The 15,213-nt window shown below is 61.7% G+C and carries 15 protein-coding genes; 7 read left to right on the top strand and 8 right to left on the bottom strand.

What is annotated here, in order from left to right; all coding sequences use genetic code 11:
- The first annotated feature begins 193 nt into the window (after positions 1-193).
- Positions 194-613, top strand: a complete 420-nt coding sequence (locus NKI20_RS32255) for a hypothetical protein (protein WP_352837959.1) — start codon at positions 194-196, stop codon at positions 611-613.
- Between the two features lie 34 nt (positions 614-647).
- On the opposite strand, the gene NKI20_RS32250 is transcribed toward NKI20_RS32255, so the two are convergent.
- From NKI20_RS32250 to NKI20_RS32225, 6 genes are read right to left on the bottom strand one after another with little or no spacing between them, the layout of a single operon-like run.
- A complete protein-coding gene (locus NKI20_RS32250) occupies positions 648-1,583 on the bottom strand; it encodes a phosphatidate cytidylyltransferase (protein WP_352837957.1) in 936 nt (311 codons plus the stop codon).
- Positions 1,583-2,245 carry a lysophospholipid acyltransferase family protein gene (locus NKI20_RS32245; RefSeq protein ID WP_352837955.1) on the bottom strand — a complete coding sequence of 221 codons (663 nt, stop codon included), beginning with the start codon at positions 2,243-2,245 and terminating at the stop codon, positions 1,583-1,585. The genes NKI20_RS32250 and NKI20_RS32245 overlap by 1 nt, the downstream gene beginning before the upstream one ends.
- A complete protein-coding gene (locus tag NKI20_RS32240; RefSeq protein ID WP_352837953.1) occupies positions 2,242-2,685 on the bottom strand; it encodes a hypothetical protein in 444 nt (147 codons plus the stop codon). Before NKI20_RS32240 ends, NKI20_RS32245 begins: the two co-directional genes overlap by 4 nt.
- Positions 2,682-4,007, bottom strand: a complete 1,326-nt coding sequence (locus tag NKI20_RS32235) for a phosphatase PAP2/dual specificity phosphatase family protein (protein WP_352837951.1) — start codon at positions 4,005-4,007, stop codon at positions 2,682-2,684. Before NKI20_RS32235 ends, NKI20_RS32240 begins: the two co-directional genes overlap by 4 nt.
- A 5-nt stretch (positions 4,008-4,012) precedes the next feature.
- The gene (locus NKI20_RS32230; protein ID WP_352837949.1) at positions 4,013-5,794 is read right to left on the bottom strand and encodes a bifunctional alpha/beta hydrolase/class I SAM-dependent methyltransferase; all 1,782 of its coding nucleotides are present in this window, start codon (positions 5,792-5,794) and stop codon (positions 4,013-4,015) included.
- A 39-nt stretch (positions 5,795-5,833) separates the two neighbouring features.
- Positions 5,834-6,442, bottom strand: a complete 609-nt coding sequence (locus NKI20_RS32225) for a CDP-alcohol phosphatidyltransferase family protein (RefSeq protein ID WP_352837947.1) — start codon at positions 6,440-6,442, stop codon at positions 5,834-5,836.
- A 215-nt stretch (positions 6,443-6,657) separates the two neighbouring features.
- On the opposite strand from NKI20_RS32225, the gene NKI20_RS32220 reads away from it, so the two are divergent.
- The 5 genes from NKI20_RS32220 to NKI20_RS32200 all read left to right on the top strand — a co-directional run bounded on the left by NKI20_RS32220 (position 6,658) and on the right by NKI20_RS32200 (position 13,270).
- Entirely contained in the window at positions 6,658-7,137 is a 480-nt protein-coding gene (locus NKI20_RS32220) for a MarR family winged helix-turn-helix transcriptional regulator (RefSeq protein ID WP_352837945.1), read from the top strand.
- Complete coding sequence (locus NKI20_RS32215) at positions 7,134-8,315, top strand: HlyD family secretion protein (RefSeq protein WP_352837943.1); 1,182 nt, start codon at positions 7,134-7,136, stop codon at positions 8,313-8,315. Before NKI20_RS32220 ends, NKI20_RS32215 begins: the two co-directional genes overlap by 4 nt.
- Positions 8,316-8,621: 306 nt before the next feature.
- The gene (locus tag NKI20_RS32210) at positions 8,622-10,154 is read left to right on the top strand and encodes a DHA2 family efflux MFS transporter permease subunit (protein WP_352837941.1); all 1,533 of its coding nucleotides are present in this window, start codon (positions 8,622-8,624) and stop codon (positions 10,152-10,154) included.
- Positions 10,155-10,310: 156 nt separating this feature from the next.
- The gene (locus NKI20_RS32205) at positions 10,311-10,520 is read left to right on the top strand and encodes a hypothetical protein (RefSeq protein ID WP_352837939.1); all 210 of its coding nucleotides are present in this window, start codon (positions 10,311-10,313) and stop codon (positions 10,518-10,520) included.
- A 68-nt stretch (positions 10,521-10,588) separates the two neighbouring features.
- Positions 10,589-13,270 (top strand): EAL domain-containing protein, encoded by a 2,682-nt coding sequence (locus tag NKI20_RS32200; protein ID WP_352837937.1) that lies wholly within the window; start codon positions 10,589-10,591, stop codon positions 13,268-13,270.
- A 64-nt stretch (positions 13,271-13,334) separates the two neighbouring features.
- Here NKI20_RS32200 and NKI20_RS32195 read toward each other — a convergent pair whose 3' ends face one another.
- Together NKI20_RS32195 and NKI20_RS32190 are read right to left on the bottom strand one after the other, a co-directional pair.
- Positions 13,335-13,850, bottom strand: a complete 516-nt coding sequence (locus tag NKI20_RS32195) for a CAP domain-containing protein (protein WP_352837935.1) — start codon at positions 13,848-13,850, stop codon at positions 13,335-13,337.
- 71 nt (positions 13,851-13,921) lie between these two features.
- Complete coding sequence (locus tag NKI20_RS32190) at positions 13,922-14,278, bottom strand: winged helix-turn-helix transcriptional regulator (protein WP_023762291.1); 357 nt, start codon at positions 14,276-14,278, stop codon at positions 13,922-13,924.
- Between the two features lie 106 nt (positions 14,279-14,384).
- On the opposite strand from NKI20_RS32190, the gene NKI20_RS32185 reads away from it, so the two are divergent.
- Complete coding sequence (locus NKI20_RS32185) at positions 14,385-15,089, top strand: glutathione S-transferase family protein (RefSeq protein ID WP_352837933.1); 705 nt, start codon at positions 14,385-14,387, stop codon at positions 15,087-15,089.
- Positions 15,090-15,213: the final 124 nt, after the last annotated feature.

Genomic DNA, 15,213 nt, shown 5'->3' with positions numbered 1-15,213 from the left:
TGCTTTGTCCACATCTAAAGCTTGAATCATAACCCAGCCTCAGACGAAACCCCCCGGCAAGCCGATTTTCAAAACAGTCTCTGAGCATTTACTAATGTAGACAAGTATAAATTAGATATCTATTCCGGAATTCGAGTCAAAAGACCAAAAGCGCTTTGTGGAATCTTAACAATAGTCGCATATCGCAGAGAAGGTGCAAGTAAAAATAGATGATGAGAGGTTTTATCCTATGCGTCCAAAATCTCATCCACTGTCACTTGCTTTTCGGGTGCTGTACCCGATGGTGCCGGTGTCGATCTTCGTAGGAATTGGCTGGTTTTGGGGACTCCCCGAAGTTTGGCATCTGCCTCAACCTGAAGCTAAATCAGACAACAAGCTGTGGCTTGTCACCTATGTGGGCCCGAAGGTCAGTGAGGTGGTGGGACCGCTATCGAGCGGTATGGATGAGTGTTCTGATCGCGCTTCGGAAATGAACGAGCAATGGCTGAAACAGATGGCCTCCGAAGATGAGGCTGGTGCAAACGGCGAAACAGATTTTGAGAAGACCATGTCCGCAAAGTGCATCAAGGCGTTTTTCCGGCCGGTCGTAAGCTACCAGCCGGAAGACGCTTAGGCTCACTCTGGAGAGGCGGCTACAGACGGCTCACTCAGACCGTCCAGAAATAGCGCACAATGTGAAAGAAGATCGGGGCAGCGAAGACCAGGCTGTCGGTGCGGTCCATCATGCCACCGTGACCTTCGATGAGATGGCCCCAGTCCTTGACGCCCTGGTCGCGCTTGATGGCCGAGGCGACCAGCCCGCCCAGAAATCCCATCGAGCAGGCGACGAAGGCCACGACCGCCGCCTGCAGCGGCGAGAAGGGCGTCACGAACGACAACAGCGCGCCGAGCAGGCTCGCCGACACCAGTCCGCCGATCAGGCCTTCCCAGGTTTTCGAGGGCGAGACGTTCGGCGAAAAGCGGTGTTTTCCAAAGAGCTTGCCGAAGATGTACTGCAGCACGTCGCTGCCTTGCACAACGATGATCAGGAAGGCGATCAGCAACAGGGTGCGACCTTCGAAGCCCGGCACGTCGAGTGTCAGCAGGGCAGGGACATGGCTGACGCAATAGACCGAGATCATCACCGCCCATTGCTGCGCGGCGATCCGCTCGAGGAAGCGTTCGGTGTCGCCATGCAGCGCCGTGATGGCCGGCATCAACAGGAAGCAATAGACCGGAATGAAGATCACGAAGAGCCCGTACCAGGCGGTCCACACCAGCCAGTACTGAAACGGTATGATGATGCCGAACATGCCAAGCAGCACCCAATGGTCGCTGCGGCGCGTATGCGTCAGCGTCACGAATTCGCGCAGCGCGGCGAAGGAGATCAGCGCGAACAGGATGGTCATACCGTAGCGGCCGAAGAAGAAGGCGACCGTCATCATCGCCACCATCACCCACCAGGCGTTGATGCGTTGGGTGAGATTGACCAGCGTCGAACTCAGCGGCTTCGGCGCCCGCGCCGAGAGTATGGCGGCGACGGTGCTGGCGGTGGTCAAAACCACGAGCAGGCCGATAATCAGGATGGAGATATCATAACGCATCAATCGTCTCGCTCGGGACGCGGGTTGAGCGCCAGGAGCGTGGCGTGGGCACGCTCGAGAAAGGCACGGCGTTCTTCGCCCGGGCCCACCGCCACCGGTGCGCCGAAGACGACGCGGCACAGCAGCGGCACCGGCAGGAACTGGCCCTTGGGCAGCACGCGTGACATGTTCTCGATCCAGCACGGGATCAGCTCGACCTGTGGCCGCGCCATCGACAAATTGTAGAGCCCGGAGCGGAACGCCAGCAGCGGCTCCTCGGTCATGTTGCGGGTGCCCTCGGGAAACAGGATCAGCGAGTGGCCCTGGTCGAGAACTGACAGCATGATCTCGATCGGATTTTCCTCAGGCTTCGTCCATTGCCGGTTGATGAGCACGGACGACAGCATGTCCTGCGCGATGAAGCGGCGCAGCCGCGACTTTCCCCAATATTCGCCGGCGGCAACTGCGTGCGTGATCGCGCGTTCCCTTTCGCTGAGGCACGCCGACAGCAGGATGAAGTCGCCATGGCTGGTGTGATTGGCGAAATAGATGCGCTGTCGGTTGGATGGCAGGCTGCCGCTCCAGATCGGACGCACGCCGGTCACCATCCAGGCCAGCGCCGAGAGCCCGACGGAGGTTACCGTCTGCAGCAAGGTGAACGTTTTCAGCGAAAGCTTGTTCATCGTGGCGCCCAGAATCCCGCCGCCAGAAGCGCTGCGGCAAATAGCGCCAGGGCCGTGCGCTGCTTGAACAGCAAGCGGCCTGTGCCGGCCATGCGGTCTTCGAGCGTGCGTGTCGTGGACGGGAGGGGCTTCAGGCGCATGCGCGCCAGCATGTCGTCCACCGCGGCGCCACCGGAAGCTTCGTCATTGTGACTGCCCATCAACCGGAACAGCAGCGCATCGAACGCCAGCAGTACCGACAGCGCCAGCACGGCGACAGCACTTGCGGCGGTGGTGGACAGCGCGAGGGCTGCAGGCAAGGTCTCGAAGGCGCCGCGCGCCGAGGCGGCAAGGGGCCCAAGGATATTTGCGGCCACCACGAGTGTGGTCGGCCACGCGGCCTGCTGCATCAGCATGCGGGCGAAGCGGTCGACGCGGTCCTGGTAGGCATTGCCGGTCATGGCGCAGTCCGCTCCGTGGTCTCGGCAAGATGAACCGGCCGGCCGGATGCCACCAGCATCCCGCGGGCAAGCGTCGGTGTTTCGGCTCTGCCGGTCGCCACCAGCCATTCGGCGACGACGCTGGCGCTCCGCTGGAAGCCGAGCGCACAGCACACCAGCACGGTGCCATTGCGGCGCGCATTTTCCAGCGCGCTGGCCGCCTTTTGCTGTATCGCCGCCGGCGGCGGCAACAGGTCGATCATCGGAACGCTGATCCAGCGGCAAACGGCTCCCGCCGGCTTCTCAAGTTCGGCGGCAAGGTCGATGACCGTGCCGAGGCTGTTGGCCTCGCTTGCGGTGGGAAAGCGCCCGAGAAACACGCCGTCGGCAACCTCCACCTGGGGAGGAAGATTGCGCGTCCAGGCCCACATGTTTGCCCGGGCGCCGAGACGGTAAGGCAAGAGCAGGATACGGCTTGCAAGCGTGATGCTGCCATCGGCGGATTTCTGGAACACCTTTGAGCCGGCCCCGGCATAGGCGCAGGCGACGATGGCCAGCGCCAGCGCCGGCCAAAGCAGGAGAAGCGCGACGGCGCAAAAGAAAGCGCCGAGCGCGGCACCGGCCAACGCAAGGGCGGCGCCCAGCGCATAGAACAACGCCAATCGCCGCGCCTTCGCATTGCTGGTCAGCCGGACACCTGAAAACGGCAACGCGCCGCTGCGCGGAAACAGCCACAGCGCAAAAACACCGAGCAGTGCTCCGGTCGGGATGTCGATGAAATGATGCTGCCAGGTCGTCAGCACCGAGGCACCGATCAGAAAGCACCAGCCATGCCAGACCGGCAGGAGAAAACTGCTGAGCCGGTGGCGCCAATGATCCCAGATGATCACCAGCAGGGCGATGTGCAGCGACGGCGCCTGGTTGAACGGCTTGTCGAAGCCGCCCAGCACGGCAAACAGGAAACCCGGCAGCCCGGTCGTTGCCGGCCGCACGAACGTCGCGGTCAGCGGGAACAGGATGAAGCAGGCAACGGCGACGATCTGCGCGGTGAGATAACGTCCGGCCAGGCGGTCGACCCCTTGCCTGTTGTCGTTGAGCAGCAGCGACAGGCCATAGAACAGGTTGATCGACCAGTAGGGCACGATGGTCCAGCCGATGAACGGGATGCTGTGTTCCCAAGAGAACACGATGCTGCCGACATCGTTGCGCTGCGACGCCAGCCAGTTGGCGAAGCCGTAGCTGAGGTAGAACGACGGCGCGAGGAAAGCCAGCCAAAGGGCTGCCCTGACGACCACCCGTCCATAGGGCTCAGTGCGTGCGGTCGATGCAAGCGATGACACCATCCTGTTCAGCGTCGCCGCGCGACCGAGACGGTGAAGATGCCCCACTGGTCGATGCGCTGGTCGAGCTTGTCGAAACCGGCGGCTTCGACAAGCTGGTCCATCTCGCCTTGCGTGCGCCGGCGCATAACCCAGGCCTCGCCGCCGCGATGCGAGGTCAGGCTGCGGGCGATCATCTCGAGCTGCGGGTGCCAGGGCTGGTTGGTATAGAGCAGCAGGCTGCCCGGCTGCATGGCGCGGGCCAATCCACCGAGCGAGCGGCCGATCATCGCATTGTCGGAGAACAGCTCGTAGAGGCCGGAGACGATGGCGAGGTCGGGCGCCGGATCGGCTTTGGCGAGCATGTCGGCATCGAAGGCGTCGGCACGCTGGAACGAGACATCAGCCGGCAATTGCCGTTCAGCGATCAGCTTGCGGCCAAGCTGGACGTTGAGGTCGGAATAATCCTGCAGGCGCACGCTCGCCGGCTGGTCGCTCTTCATGATGGCATCGAGAACATAGCGGCCGTGGCCGGCGGCGATGTCGAGGATGTGCGCTGGACGCCCGGTCGCCTTGTGCGTCGCCAGGCAAGCGCCGATCAGCTCTTCGAGATGCAATTTGCGCTGCCGGATGCCGCGCCAGCCGATGGCCTCCAGGAAGACCCGGTCGACGACGCGGCCAAAGGGTGTGAGACCCCGCGCGTCGTTCTCGTAGACGTAATCCAGCGTCGAGCCGGAATCGAAGCCGGTGTCGATGCCGGTCTTCATGCCCTGGGAGACCCAGGCGCCCATGCGGATGGAGGCACGGCTGAATGCCCAATAGAGGCCTTTGGGCGACAACAGATCGAGCGGCGAGGCAAGCCTGTCGGCCTCGTCGCGGGTGTAGCCGGCAATATCCGCCTGCTTCAGGTCGGCCGGCGCATCCGGTGCTGCGAACTGCCTGGCCAGGAACGGCCGGATCAGGTCGAGGGCCTGCGCGCGGTCGCGCTCGCCCAGCGTATCGTGGAAGAAGCCCGGCAACACATGGCGTTCCTTGGTGCGGCTGCCGAGATTGACGAAGAACTCGTGCTGCGGGCCGTGGCGCACCACCCAGTCGCTGCCCGAGAGCAGCAGCTGCGTCGGCACGGTGATGGCGCGGGCGTCAGCGACAATCCGGGCGGCGTGCTGGTAGAGCTCGACCAGGATGTTGGAGGCGATCGGCCGGGTGATCAGCGGATCACTCTCGAAAGAGGCGATGCGCACCGGATCATGGGTCAGGAACTTCGCCTTGACGTAGGAATTGACGAAGAAGCGGCCCTTGATCTTCTGCCACAACGCGATGCCTTCCCGAGCGAAGGGCACGTAGAGTTTTACCGAAAAGGCCGGTGAGGCCAGCACCATGGCGCGCAGCTTCGGCGCATAGTCGTGCACCCAGGCTGCCGCGAGCACGGCGCCGAAGGACTGCGCGATCAGCGCGATATCCTGCGTGGCGAAGCCATCCCTGGCGGCAATCTCGCGCATGAAGCAGTCGATGTCGCGCACCAGGGCCGAGAAGGACGGGGCATAGCCGCGCTCGCCGGACGAACGGCCATTGCCGCGCGCATCCCACGCATAGAAAGCATGGTCCGGCATCTGCAATTCGTCGACGAGATGAGCCATGCGGCCGCCATGCTCATGGCCGCGATGGAAGAGCACCACCGCGCCCTTGGCATCGGCGAAAGCCGCCGGCCAGAAGCGGTAGAAGATCTCCGTCCCGTCATGGCTGCGGAAGACCCGCTCCTGCGCTTGCCGCTCAAGACTTTCGTTGGCCGCCGCGGCGATCGGTTCGTGCATTACGGTCTTTCCCTCTGGCGGCATGGCGAGCCCTCGTGCTCAGCTGGCGCTGCCAATAAGGCCGGCGCGTATCCGGTTGATGGCGGTCAGCAGCGAAAGCGTTGCCATGGCCGGAAACACAAATGGCGCGATGGATGCCGGCCAGAACCCGGCCGCGTACAGCACGGCGACCACGCCCAGGGCCAGTGCCCTGTCGCTCTTGCCGAACGGCCCGGCATAGTTTCGTCCGACCTTCGCAGCGATGCCGAGCACGCCGGCGAACTCAGTCAGCACAGCCGATATCGCGAAAGCGATGACGGCCCATGCGCCAAATTCCGGAAAGACAGCAAAAGGGAGTGTCAGCGCGAGGTCCGAAACGACGTCGCAAATCTCGTTCAGATACATGCCGAGCGTCGAGGCCTGCGCATGTTCCCGCGCCAGCATGCCGTCCACGGCATTCAGCGCCATGCGCACGAATATCACCGCGGGGACAAGCAACATCAGCCAGCGCAATTCATGCAGAACCGCTATGGCCGCCCCTGCAGCCATCGACATCAACGCCGCCAGGATGGTTATGCTGTTTGCGGTAACCCCGATCGCCGCCAGCCGATTGACCAGCGGCCGCAGTCGTCCCTGGAAAGCCGGCTTGAGAGCGTAAAGCGTCGGCATTGTCGTTGATCCCCCGATCCTGACCAAAGGCTGTACAACAATATGTCAGACACGACCAGCATGAGGTGGCGGAGCGGCTATGCCGACCGGCATGGCGACCAGGCGCTCACCAATCGCTAACCATGACCGCATCGCATGGCTGTCGTGCACATTTGCCGGCTTCTTGTGCAACGCGGCATCTTGAATAGTAAGCACGCTTATTATATATCCGGCTCATGGTTTCCAATGGTATCGACAGATTGGGCTTCTTGATCCACGACGTGCAGCGCTTGATGCGGAAGCGCTTCGAGGCGAGGGCCAGTGGCTTGGGGCTTTCTTCGGCGCAATGGCGGCTTCTGGTCCGCGTTGCCAAGGAAGATGGCGTCGCGCAGGCGCGGCTGGCCGAACTTCTCGAAATCGAGCCGATCAGCGTTTCTCGCTTGGTCGATCGCATGGAGGAGGGCGGCTGGATCGAGCGTCGTCCCGACGCCACCGATCGCCGCGTCCGCATGATCTTCCTGACGCCCAAGGCGAGCGAAGCCTACGCCGTGATCAAGAGCATTGCCGGGGAAGTCTATGAGGAATCGCTGGTCGGTGTGAAGTCGGAAGCCCGTCGTGTCCTCATCGAGGGCCTTGAAGCGATGGTCCGGAACCTGACCGACGACGAGACGCCGTCCATTGAAAAAGTAAAGAATACAGAAGGCACAGCAGCATGAACGCGGTAGCCAAGATAGACGAGAAAGCGACCGAACTGGAAATGGAGGCGCCGGCACAGCCGGCCGCGGCCCCGGTTACGGTTGCTCCCCCGGTGCAGCCTGCCCTGTCCCCTGTGAAGAAGAAGCGCCGGCTGGGTCGCTTTCTGCTGATGGTCGCGCTGCCCGCAGCACTCGCTGTCGGCGGCGGCTATGTCTGGGTCACCGGCGGCCGCTACCAGGAGACGGAGAACGCCAATCTGCAGCAGGCCAAGGTGTCGATCGCGTCCGACACGGCCGGCCGCATCGTTCAGGTCGACATAGCCGACAATCAGCTGGTCAAGCAGGGTGATGTGCTGTTTGCCATCGACCCCGAGCCCTACCGGATCGCGCTGGCTCAGGCCGACGCAGCGGTGGCGGGAGCGCGCCTCAATGTCGAGCAGCTGCGCGCGGCTTATGGCCAGTCGATGGCTCAGCAAAAGTCCGACACCAGTCAAGTCGCTTTCGCCCAGTCGCAGTTCGACCGCGCCGCCGACCTTGCCCAGAAGGGCATCAACGCCAAGTCGTCGCTGGACGAAGCCAAGAACGATCTCGACAAGGCCAGGCAGCAGCTCGCCGTTGCGGAGCAAGGCATCATCAGCGCCAAGGCAGCCCTTGGCGGCAATCCCGACATCGAGACCGACAAGCACCCGACCGTGATGGCCGCGCTCGCCGCACGCGATAAGGCGGCCTACGACCTGGCGCAGACCACGGTCAAGGCGCCGGCCGACGGCGTCATCAGCCAGGCTTCCTCATTCAAGGTCGGCCAGTATGTCGGTTCCGGCACGCCGCTGTTCTCGCTGGTCGAGACCGGCGACACCTGGATCGCCGCCAATTTCAAGGAAACGCAGCTCACCCACATGAAGCCCGGGCAGAAGGCTGATATCGTGGTCGACACCTATCCGGGGCGCACCTTCGAGGCGACGGTCAAGGCGATTGGCGCCGGCACGGGAGCCGAATTCTCGCTGCTGCCGGCCCAGAATGCCACCGGCAACTGGGTCAAGGTCACGCAACGAATTCCGGTGCGCCTCGAACTGACCGATGCCGACGCCAAGATGGCGTTGCGCACCGGCATGAGTGCCACCGTTACCGTCGACACCGGCGTGGCGCGGGGACTGCCCTCGATCTTCGGTCACGCCACGGCTGGCGAGGCCGCGCAGTAAAGTCCGCAGTCACCCGTGCGGACCCGCGGGTGGAAGCGAATAGCAAGATTGGCTGATGGAGGAGTTGGAAGGATCAGCGTCTGGGCGAAGCCGCCGCGCGGCTTAACCGGAATCTGAAATCTTCGGCACGGACCCGTCGGTCCTCATGTTTCCGGGCGGCAGGCATCCGCTCATCAGAGACCCTCGGTCGATGTAACCCCCACATCGACAATCGCGTCCCACCGCGACGAGGGTCTCTCAACGGAAGGCGTTGCCGCCCGGAAACCCGTTGTACACGTTTTTGTTACCTGCTGGAAGTTCCACGTCATGAGCACGCCCGAACCCTTCAAAGAAGTGCCGCATCGCGGCCTGATCACGGTCGCGCTCATGCTGGCGACGATCATGCAGGCGCTCGACACGACGATCGCCAACGTCGCGTTGCCGACCATGACCGGCGATCTCGGCGCCTCACCCGACAACATCAACTGGGTGCTGACCTCCTACATCGTCGCCGCCGCCATCATGACGCCGGTGACCGGCTGGCTGGCCGACCGCTTCGGCCGCAAGGAACTGTTCCTGGGGGCGGTTGTCGGCTTCACCGTGTTCTCGATGCTGTGCGGTATCGCCTGGAGCCTGGAGAGCATAGTGTTCTTCCGGCTGATGCAGGGCGTGTTCGGCGCCGCCATCGTGCCACTGTCGCAAACCTTCCTGCTCGACATCAACCCCAGGGAACGCCACGGCCAGGCAATGGCCATCTGGGGCGCCGGCATCATGCTGGGGCCAATCCTGGGCCCGACGCTCGGCGGCTGGCTGACCGAGAATTTCAACTGGCGCTGGGTGTTCTTCATCAATTTGCCGGTCGGCATCATCGCCTTCCTCGGCATGGCCGCCTATCTGCCGGCGGTTGCCCGGCGGGTGCGCAGCTTCGATTTCTTCGGCTTCGCCATGTTATCGCTCGGTGTCGGTGCGCTGCAGCTGCTGCTCGACCGCGGCGGCGAGGTCGACTGGTTTTCTTCGGTCGAGATCTGGATCGAGCTTGCTCTTTCGATCACCGGATTCTGGGTGTTCATCATCCACACGCTGACGGCGGAACGTCCTTTCATCGACCCCAAGATCTTCCTCGACCGCAATTTCGTGACCGGGCTGGCATTCATCTTCGTCATGGGCGTGCTGATACTTGCCTCGATGTCGCTGCTGCCGCCGATGCTGTCGACCATCTTCGGCTATCCGACCGTCACCATCGGTGTCGTCTTGGGGCCGCGCGGTGTCGGCACGATGATTTCGATGCTTGTCGTCGGGCGGCTGATGAGCAGGATCGACGCCAGGATTCTTGTCGTCATCGGCTTTCTGCTGACCGCGCAGTCGCTCTACACCATGTCCAGCTTCACGCCGCAGATGGACAACTGGCTGATCCTCAGCTCCGGCGTCATCCAGGGCTTGGGCATGGGCATGGTGTTCGTGCCGCTGTCGACGGTCGCCTTCGCCACGCTTGACGTGCGCTTCCGCACCGATGCCACGGCCTTGTTCAGCCTGGTGCGCAATCTCGGCTCGTCCATCGGCGTGTCGGTCGTGACGGTCCTGATGGTGCGCAACACGCAGGTCAATCACACCGAGCTTTCGGCCTTCATCAACCCGTTCAACCCAAATCTCTGGGCCGCCTCTCCGGCAGCCGCAAGCGGCGATCCAATGGCGCTTTCGCAGGTCGATCGTGTGGTCAATCTTCAGGCGATGATGATCTCTTACGTCAACGACTTCAAAATACTCATGGTGATGACGCTGCTTGCCATCCCGTTTGTGTTCCTGCTGCGCAAGCCAAGGCAGGCGCCGGCCGGTGGCGCACCAGCCGCGCATATGGACTGAAGCACATCGCGTCGAAACGGATTCATGTGACGCGTTTTAGGTCTTTGGTTGCTATGCATGTCGTTGTCTCAAGCCGGGGCTACTTTTGAGCGACATGCGTTAGATGCCGTTGCGCTTGAGGTTGTAAGTCTCCATGGCAAACCAGTCTGGAGATTCATGAACATGCAGCTTGCATTCTCAACTATCCCAGTAGCGGATGGCGCAGTGGCGATCGCTCCGGGCGGTGTCGACCAAGTTCGTCCTGATGTTGAAGAATACCGGGTCCGGGAGCTAGATGGAGGGTTCGAGGACGGCCCTTGGCTTCAGGTATTCAGGCTACGCGGCGCCGATTTCGATCCGGTTCATCTGTCATTAGTATGTCCGTAATACTATAGGCGGACTTTCCGTCCAGGCGAGTGATAGTTCTGCCAGACGCCAAATCGGAGGAACTCTGTTTGGTCACGAAATCATCCAGGCTAGCCATCGAGGTGCCCGAGTCGACCGGTCTGGCCGCGCTGGCAAAACTGGCTACGGCTTCCTACGAAACCCTCGAGCACGAGCTTCGAGCTACGATCGTCGAACTCGAAGGCCAGGCGCTCCGTTTCAAGACGGTGATCGACAACATTTCGCAAGGCATTTGCTTTTTCGACGCCGATGAACGTCTGATCTTGTCCAACCGTCGCTACGCGGAGATCTACCGCATTGCGGTGGAACAATTGCAGCCGGGCCTGACACTGGGTGAAATCGTCGACCGACGCGTCGCTGCCGGAACATCCGCTATGGCCGCCGACGCCTATCTAGCATTGGCCCGGTCGGTCAATTCGAGTGTTACTTCAAGAATCTGGACCGCCAATCTCGCCGATGGCCGGACAATTCAGGTCTGCCACCAACCTATGCCCGACGGCGGCTGGGTTTCCACGCATGAGGACATTACCCAACTCGCGGCCAATCGCCAGATTGTCGATGAACGCATCTCGCTGCAAACGCTGATCGACTGGGTGCCTGGCTATCTGTGGGTCAAGGACACCGAAAGCCGCTTCGTCGTGGTCAACAGGGCCCTTGCATCCGACAGTGGCCGGGACAAGACAAGCGACATGATCGGCTTGACCGACTTTGATGTCCACGCTCCCGAACTTGCACAGAAATTTCGCCTGATCGAACAGAACCTCCTCACCGGCGGACAGCCGATGATCGACGAGGAGGAGTTTGTTGTCGATGCGTCAGGCACCGGCAAGTGGTTCTCGTCGACGAAGGTTCCGCTGCGCAATGTCAAGAATGAGATATTCGGTCTGATTGGCATCGCCCACGACATCACTGCCCGCAAGCAAGCCGACGTCCTCCGTAACGGGCAAGCTCAAATCCTGGAAATGATCGCGATGAGCGCCCCGCTCGAGGACGTGCTCGACCGCCTCATGCGTCTCGTGGAATCCCAGCTGAAAGGCATATTCGGTTCCGTTTTGCTCCTCGACAAGCACGGCAGCCATTTGCGGCACGGTGCGGCGCCGAGCTTGGAGAAAGGCTATACGAACGCCATCGATGGCGTCGCCATCGGTCCCAAGGTCGGATCTTGTGGGACCGCCGTCTATCGGCGGGAGCCAGTCATTGTCGCCGACGTCATGCAAGATCCGCTGTGGGAGGATTACCGCGAACTGGTGGCGGTGTACGGCTATCGTTCTTGCTGGTCGACCCCGATCCTGTCGCATCAGGGCGCGGTCTTGGGTGTCTTTGCAATGTATTCGATGACGGTGCGTTTACCGGTCGAGGCCGAGACCCGGCTGATTGATTTCACGACCCGCATCGGCGGTATAGCGATCGAGCGCAAACTGGCTGAAGACCAAATCCACTTCATGGCAAATCATGACGTGCTTACCGGGCTTCCCAATCGCGCTTTGCTGGAGGACCGGCTCTCTCAAGCCATCTTGTACGCGCAGCGATACGATCGCTGGGTGACGCTGGTGTTCATCGACCTGGACAATTTCAAGCTCGTCAACGACACGCTCGGCCACAATGCCGGAGACGAGCTCCTGAGGACCGTCGCCAGCCGTATGGTCGAATGCGTAAGGGCCACCGACACCGTCGTGCGACTTGGCGGCGATGAATTTGTGATCGTCCTGTTCGACCAGCCCACGGATGTCGATCTCATCTCCCAGAGCCTGCAGAAGATCCGGGCCGCGATTGCAGAGCCGGTTCATCTCGGAGAGCATCAGCTACGAACGACAGCCAGCATCGGCATCGCAAACTATCCCAAGGATGGGGCGAGCCCGGAAACACTCCTGGCCAATGCGGATGCAGCCATGTATCGCGCGAAAGAGTTCGGCCGCGACAATTTCCAATTCTACGCTCCCGAATTCAACTCGAAGGCTCATGAAAAATTCGTGCTTCAAGAGGAGTTGCGAAACGCCCTGGCCGCCTCGGAATTCGCGCTGCTCTACCAGCCGCAAGTTGATCTTCGCTCGGGGCGTGTCTTTGCGGTGGAAGCGTTGATACGCTGGAACCATCCGACACTGGGTGTGGTAGCGCCGACGAGCTTCATTCCTGCGGCCGAGGAGACAGGTCTGATCGTGCCGATCGGCGATTGGGTTCTGCACGAAGCCTGTCGACAGAACAAAGCCTGGCAGGATGCGGGTCTGCCGCCGATGACGGTTTGCGTGAATGTATCGGCACGGCAATTCAGGGAAAAGAACCTGGTCGGACGTGTCGTCAATGCACTCCAGGAGAGCGGCCTGGAGGCAAGCTATCTGGAGCTGGAGTTGACTGAAAGCCTCATCATGCAGGACATCGAATTGGCGGTCGCGACGATGAACGAACTGCAGCACCTTGGCGTTCAGATCTCGATCGACGATTTCGGGACGGGCTATTCCAGCCTCAGCGCACTCAAGGCGTTTCCAGTTGCGCGGCTGAAGATCGACAAATCCTTCATCAACGACGTCGCCGAAGACGAAAACGATCAGGCCGTTGCCAGCGCCGTGATTTCGTTGGGTCAAAAGCTGAATATGCGGGTTATCGCCGAAGGTGTCGAAACGGACGATCAAGTGGCCTTCCTGCTCAAAAACAATTGCGATGAAATGCAGGGCTATCACTTCAGCAAACCGGTCTCCGCACGGGACATCGGGACCTTGCTCAACCTCAAGAATTGACGAGGCCATCGGGTTTTGCCGCGCAGCTTGACGAAGCCAGCGGCCGACGGCGACACGCCTGCTCCTATTTCCCGAGCACGAGACTCCAGTAGCGGAGATCGCTGTCGCTGCCGTCGCGCACGTAAGCAAGGCCAAAGCGGGTGAAGCGCGGGTCGAGCATGTTGCGGCGATGGCCGGGTGAATGAACCCAGATATCGAACAGCTTCGCAAGATCGAAACGGCCTTCGGCGATATTCTCGGCCGCCGCACCCGCAATGCCATTGCCTTTGACGCGCGAGGCGAAATCCTTGCCCCAGCCGGTGGTGTGGCTCATGCGACGGCGTTGCGCCATATAGCCGGCCTGCTGCAGGGCGGCCTGTTCGAGTTGCCGGTCGGGGGTCAGCGCCGCGAGCCCCGCCGAAGCGCGGATGCCGGACAACGTGCCGGTGGCGGATGAGGAGACCCCGGCGCCTTCGCCGGTCGGCAGCGAAACGGTGCTGCAGGCGGCGAGCCCGGCCAGGGCGACGAGGCCGACGCTTTTCAGCAGCATGCGCCTGTTCAGGTTCGGGATCGGGTGGTTTTCGATTTTCGCAACGGTCATGCCCAGCTGAGATAGTGGCGATCATGGCTTTTGCCGGGCAGGGGCCGAAAATCTCGGCCGAAACGACGATCCTAGGCGGCCGTATCGAGATTTGATTCCGTGGAACCGCCGACCCGATCGTTCTCCGTATGCACCCACCAGGCGCCGAGCGCATCGATCAGCGGCACAAGCTTGCGGCCGGGCGCCGTGAGATCGTAATCGACGCGCAACGGATAGCCCGGATACACCGTCCGCCGCACGATACCGGCGTCCTCCAGCTTGCGCAGTTCCAGCGCCAGGATGCGATGCGAGACGGTTGGGTTGTCGCGCCTCAGGTCGCTGAACCGCTTGGTCCCGTCCTTCAGATAATAGAGCAGCAAGGTGGGCCAGCGGCCGCTGAGCACGCGCATGGTCTCTTCGATCGGGCAGCGTGAGACGACGTCTTTCATGGGTGGTCCCTGGTTACAGAATTGTGCGTAATTTACATGGGGCGACCAGCGTTTAGGGTCAAGTTTCGCTGCGCGGCGTGATCCCTTGAATCATGGAAGAAAACAAATGGAACCTATCCTCCTTTATGGCTTCCCGGCGGGAAGCTCGATGGGGCTCGTCGCTGCCTTTGAACGCGTCGGGCAACCCTATCGCCTGTGTCGCGTCGACATGCTCACCGAGATGAAGAACGATGCTTATGCCAGCATCAACGGCCGTCAGGAAACACCGGTTTTGATCACCGACGAAGGCGCGGTGCTGACCGAGACCATGGCTATCGCCGCGTGGCTCGAGGCCCGCGACACGCAACGTCGCATCAGCTTCGACCCGCGCACGCCGCAAGCCGACCGCATGCATCAGCTGATGGCCTTCGTGAACACCGGGTTCACCGCTGCCTTCAGCCCGCTCTGGGTAGCATTGGAAATGGCCGCGGATGAACCGGCTCTGAAGGCGACTTTGGGCGACTTCGGCCGCAAGGCCGTCACAGAACGCCACGACCGCCTTGAAGCGATGATCACCGATACGGACTTTCTGGTCGGCGATCGGCTGACGCTGGCGGATACCACGCTGATTGGCGTGGCCCGATGGGCGGAGTTCCACCAGGCGATCGACGGCGCTGCCTATCCCAAGCTGGCCGGGTTGCGCCGACGCATCGAGGCCGAACCGGTGGTGCGATATGCTCTGGCTGTTGAGGATGGTGAAAGCCCTGCTGGTTCGGGCGCCTGCCTTGGCCATGTGCCGCTGGCAGAGGTGATCGTTCGCTTCGCTGCCTGACGCGCTTCAGGTATTTCAATCGCGCGGCGCCGACAAACAAATAACCCCCCCACCCAACAACCACAGTACAATTTGGGGATATAACACGCACCCTCTAAAATAAAAAAAAAACGCTGGCAGCCCA

Source organism: Mesorhizobium sp. M0830, assembly GCF_040319965.1.
GTDB lineage: Bacteria > Pseudomonadota > Alphaproteobacteria > Rhizobiales > Rhizobiaceae > Mesorhizobium.
This window is presented reverse-complemented; position numbering and strand designations above follow the sequence as displayed.

Excerpts from the sequence above, each read along its gene's own strand:
- NKI20_RS32250 (WP_352837957.1), bottom strand. The coding sequence starts at position 1,583 with ATGCGTTATGATATCTCCATCCTGATTATCGGCCTGCTCGTGGTTTTG.
- NKI20_RS32245 (WP_352837955.1), bottom strand. The coding sequence starts at position 2,245 with ATGAACAAGCTTTCGCTGAAAACGTTCACCTTGCTGCAGACGGTAACC.
- NKI20_RS32240 (WP_352837953.1), bottom strand. The coding sequence starts at position 2,685 with ATGACCGGCAATGCCTACCAGGACCGCGTCGACCGCTTCGCCCGCATG.
- NKI20_RS32235 (WP_352837951.1), bottom strand. The coding sequence starts at position 4,007 with ATGGTGTCATCGCTTGCATCGACCGCACGCACTGAGCCCTATGGACGG.
- NKI20_RS32230 (WP_352837949.1), bottom strand. The coding sequence starts at position 5,794 with ATGCACGAACCGATCGCCGCGGCGGCCAACGAAAGTCTTGAGCGGCAA.
- NKI20_RS32225 (WP_352837947.1), bottom strand. The coding sequence starts at position 6,442 with ATGCCGACGCTTTACGCTCTCAAGCCGGCTTTCCAGGGACGACTGCGG.
- NKI20_RS32220 (WP_352837945.1), top strand. The coding sequence starts at position 6,658 with ATGGTTTCCAATGGTATCGACAGATTGGGCTTCTTGATCCACGACGTG.
- NKI20_RS32215 (WP_352837943.1), top strand. The coding sequence starts at position 7,134 with ATGAACGCGGTAGCCAAGATAGACGAGAAAGCGACCGAACTGGAAATG.
- NKI20_RS32210 (WP_352837941.1), top strand. The coding sequence starts at position 8,622 with ATGAGCACGCCCGAACCCTTCAAAGAAGTGCCGCATCGCGGCCTGATC.
- NKI20_RS32205 (WP_352837939.1), top strand. The coding sequence starts at position 10,311 with ATGAACATGCAGCTTGCATTCTCAACTATCCCAGTAGCGGATGGCGCA.
- NKI20_RS32195 (WP_352837935.1), bottom strand. The coding sequence starts at position 13,850 with ATGACCGTTGCGAAAATCGAAAACCACCCGATCCCGAACCTGAACAGG.
- NKI20_RS32190 (WP_023762291.1), bottom strand. The coding sequence starts at position 14,278 with ATGAAAGACGTCGTCTCACGCTGCCCGATCGAAGAGACCATGCGCGTG.
- NKI20_RS32185 (WP_352837933.1), top strand. The coding sequence starts at position 14,385 with ATGGAACCTATCCTCCTTTATGGCTTCCCGGCGGGAAGCTCGATGGGG.